This is a genomic window from Faunimonas pinastri (assembly GCF_900110915.1).
GTDB classification, from domain to species: Bacteria; Pseudomonadota; Alphaproteobacteria; order Rhizobiales; family Afifellaceae; genus Faunimonas; species Faunimonas pinastri.
The window spans coordinates 1-3,737 of the sequence record NZ_FOFG01000037.1; the positions used below are offsets into that span (position 1 = coordinate 1).

A 3,737-nucleotide genomic window follows, 5' to 3' on the forward strand; every position below is an offset into this window, starting at 1 on the left:
CTTCGACGTCTTCATGGAATTCTCCTCGTCCCGATCCCGGGATCATAAGTGGAAAATTCCAGCTCAAAACGGTCCGAATTCCTGGAGGCACGTCAATATAGGTCAGTGATGAAATCATCTCTTGGGCAGGGTGCCGGAGTGCAAATCCCGACTGAACTCAAGTAGCAACTTTCGTCGCGAAAACGCAGGGCTCGGCATCTGTCGGAGCAGCGAAGAGCGGCCACCAGAACTTATGCGCGGTCCAGCCCAGCTCCCGGCCGCCTTCCTGCTGGAGCAAGATAAGCGCCGGCTTAGAGCGAGGCTCACCCAGAACCTTCCTGCGAAGGGATGTGCCGAGGATCGAGCGGCCGGATTTGTCACCCGATCCCGCCCGCGACAGCTTTCTGCCAGTCTCGGCGTAGATCAGGATTTTGCCGTTTCCGCCCTGCGCCACGTCGGCGTAATAGTCGATCAAGCCGCGCATGGCATCCCACTCGAACTCGACCGCGTCGAATTCCATACTCTTCTCGATGGTATCGATGATATCGATGGCAGTCTTGCGATCAACGGCCACGAAATCCTCCTTGTCGCGCCATTCCGGCCTGATCAGGCGATCCAGTTCGGCTTGAATCTTCGCCATCGTCGTACCGCCTTTGGTCTGGAAGTCACTGGGCAGCAGCATGTCGTTCGGCGAGACCGCAACGACGGCGCTAAGCAGGACCTTGTTAGGCGCGCAGGGGCGCACGCGCCGGCCGGCATCGGACTGGATAAACACCACGCCGGCATCATGCGCGCCCGTCTCGAAGGCGTTTCGGAGCGAACCCTCAAGGGCATTGATCGTGTACAGCCGGTCATAGACTGCCCTTGACGTGTAGAACCGTGTCACCGCCAAGTCGCGACGTTCGCGATTGCCGTACATGCGCGAGTGCTGCAGCACGGTGTCAGCCTGCATCGTCTTGGGGTTGCGCCCGTAGTAGAATGAGATGAGGTTTGGGATCGTAATGCCGCGGTCGAGGATGTTGCCACCTACCCAGATATTGTAGGGCGTGCGGAGCTTCAGCTCGGCATTGGCATCGAGCAGAGCCATGACGTCTGTGTCCGAATTCACCTTTTCGACCGCCACATCGTCGCTCTGCAGGGCGTCGATGAAGGCATCGAAGGCGTCGTCGCGCGGCGGCATCTTACCCTTATCGGCCAGCACCGATGCCTCAAGGTCGGCGTAGGCCGCGTCAAATAGCGGACGCAGTTGCGTCGGGTCGTTCTCTGCAGCATCGACGATTGCCTGGAAAATCCAGTCGATCACTTGATCCTGCCAAGCGTGGGCTGCCCGTGCAATGTCGTTGTGGATCACCATCGCGTACTTTTTCGCGCGCTCGCCGCCTTCACGCTGCTGCCAGCGGCGGACGCCGACGGCCACTACGAAGGTGATGATGGCGCGGCGCAGGCCGGAGACGTTGTCGGTCTCGAGCACGTTGTTCGAGCTGATGCGGCGCTTGTCCGGACGGCGCAGGGCGTCCTGCTCCTGCTCGGCTACTTCGACGATCAGCTTGCAGCGGGGATCGTCTTCCTCCAAAGGTCCGAAATAGTCGTCGCCGCCGACGTAGCCGGAATGGATCGGCAACAGCTTGGTGAAGGCCGGGCGCTTGGGCTTGAAGACGTAGTTCGTGTTCGCCTCGTCGTAATCCTCGGGCTGGAGGTACAGCGAATAGGGCGTAGCGGTGACTTGGAGGAACGCGATTCCCGTGGTCATGTCGCGGAGCTGATCAATCTGATCGGCGATGGTGCCTTGGTTGATCGCGGGATCGCCGGCCTTGCGTACGAAACGAACGCTGGCGAGGTCGGCCTCGTCGTCTACGAGCAGGACCTTCCGGTTCTGCAGGTCCTCATGCTTCTCGATGAATTCGATCAGCTTATCGAGATTGCGAGCCTGCTTTTTGGCGACAATGACCACTTTCCGGCGAAGTTCGCTGCGGCGCAATGTGCCCGGCAGGTTCATGATGTCGACCACAAGGAATTCGTCGTCCTCGATGAACTCGGCGAAATCGCCTTCGAGACGGCGAACGGTCTGGGCCGAGAGCGTCTTCGTACCCTTAGTCAGAACGATGGCCATGTCGAAGCCACGGTCGAACGCCCTGGCTATGACGCCGACGAAGCCGCGCGTTTTGCCCGACTGGATCTTACCTAGGAGCATGCCCGGCTTGTCGCCGGTGGTGGACGCACTCTCGAGCTCGTCCACGATCTCCTCTATGCAGTTGGAGAGGGCCTCGTCGTCGTTCCGAAAACTCTTGAGGCGCGGGTAGTAGGAGGACGATTCCTCGAGTGCGTTAAGTTTGCGATTGTTGCGCTTGAGCCAGGCGCGGACCTGCGTGCGCCGAAATACGGGGCCGGAGGCTAACTCCTTGAGCGGCTGCGGGAAATCGGATGACCGAACTCGCCAGTTGGCGACCGCTTGCGTGCTCACTCCCGACATTGCCGCGATTTCGTTGATGCCGACCAGATCGTGCTCCATAGCCTTCCTCCGTGAACGATTATCACAACTGTGTATATCGCTCACGTGTTCATTGTCAACGATTGTGACGCTCTAGGTGGAACTGTCGTCATTTGCCTGCATCTTCAACCCAAGCTAAGCGGTGTTGGACAGACCGGAATGGGCTTTGCACGGTGCCGGATCCGTGCATTCGTAGGATTTCGATAAGCCTTCCTGCGCTACCGGTTGCCATGTCCGACATTGCGCAAAGCCCAACCTGAGTACGCCGAATACGGGCTTCGCAATTGCGACCCTCCGCTCACAGCTCGACAGTGCCAAACTTCTTAGGTGCGCCGCAGGTGCAAATAGATAGCGGCGAAGCGGTCGGGTGGAGACGTCCAGTTGCCACTAAAAGCCTGACAATCCGATTGAAAATGGCTGCAGTTTCCATCTAGAAAATCTTCCGCAGGTGCTGTATAGGAGCGCCAGGCTACCCTCAGGCGCACTGCACGCAGGGGTTCGGCACCGTGCGGGTGTGGTGGAACTGGTAGACGCGCCGGATTCAAAATCCGGTTCCGAAAGGAGTGTCGGTTCGATTCCGACCACCCGCACCATCCTTCGTCATCAACGTCGTGGGTGGTGAGTGTTTGGTCTGAGCTATCCGCGCTTACGCGACGGTCTCTAACCCAGCCGTGCGATCAGTCAGGTTGATGCCGAATAGGCGAACGCCGATCTCGGTTCGCGGCCGATGGCTGCTATTTGGGCGAAAATGAAGGAACGTGCCCGGCCCGTGCCGCGCTTCGCCTTCGATTACCTCGCCGCTCGCCACGAATACGTCCTCGCCGTAGCCGTCGTGATGATCAACATGCGGCCACTGCGCGCCTGGATCCATGTCGACAATCCAAATGCGGACGCCATCCCGCGACCTTGACCTGTGGGCCTATCAGAAAGGCGTCATTCTCGACTTCTCCCGGCCAGGCAAGCCGACGGACAACGCCTTTATCGAGTCCTTCAACGGCAAATTCCGGGCCGAATGCCTGAACACTCACTGGTTCATGAGCCTTGACGACGCTCGCGCCAAAATGGAAGCTTGGCGTAGAGACTACAACGAGATCCGCCCCCACAGCTCCATAGGCCATAAGACGCCGATCGAGCTGATGAAACGCTCAGGAGACGGTGCGACAGCCTGAGCAGCACCTGACGTGCCTCCAGGAATTCGGACCGTTTTGAGCTGGAATTTTCCACTTATGATCCCGGGATCGGGACGAGGAGAATTCCATGAAGACGTCGA

General features: G+C 59.1%; 2 protein-coding genes, 1 tRNA gene and 1 pseudogene. 3 read left to right on the forward strand and 1 reads right to left on the reverse strand.

Annotation, left to right across the window (positions count from 1 at the left end; translation table 11 throughout):
• Positions 1–157 precede the first annotated feature (157 nt).
• On the reverse strand, positions 158–2,488 hold the full coding sequence (locus BMY25_RS20235; RefSeq protein ID WP_092500076.1) for a Z1 domain-containing protein: 2,331 nt from the start codon (positions 2,486–2,488) through the stop codon (positions 158–160).
• 487 nt (positions 2,489–2,975) lie between these two features.
• On the opposite strand from BMY25_RS20235, the gene BMY25_RS20240 reads away from it, so the two are divergent.
• From BMY25_RS20240 to BMY25_RS20250, 3 genes and pseudogenes are all read left to right on the forward strand, one after another.
• Positions 2,976–3,060: transfer RNA gene (locus BMY25_RS20240), tRNA-Leu, on the forward strand.
• A 155-nt stretch (positions 3,061–3,215) separates the two neighbouring features.
• Positions 3,216–3,377 (forward strand): hypothetical protein, encoded by a 162-nt coding sequence (locus BMY25_RS21290; RefSeq protein ID WP_238858452.1) that lies wholly within the window; start codon positions 3,216–3,218, stop codon positions 3,375–3,377.
• Positions 3,364–3,636: pseudogene (locus BMY25_RS20250) on the forward strand (integrase core domain-containing protein); the annotation flags it as partial. The gene BMY25_RS21290 and the pseudogene BMY25_RS20250, both read left to right, overlap by 14 nt.
• Positions 3,637–3,737 lie beyond the last annotated feature (101 nt).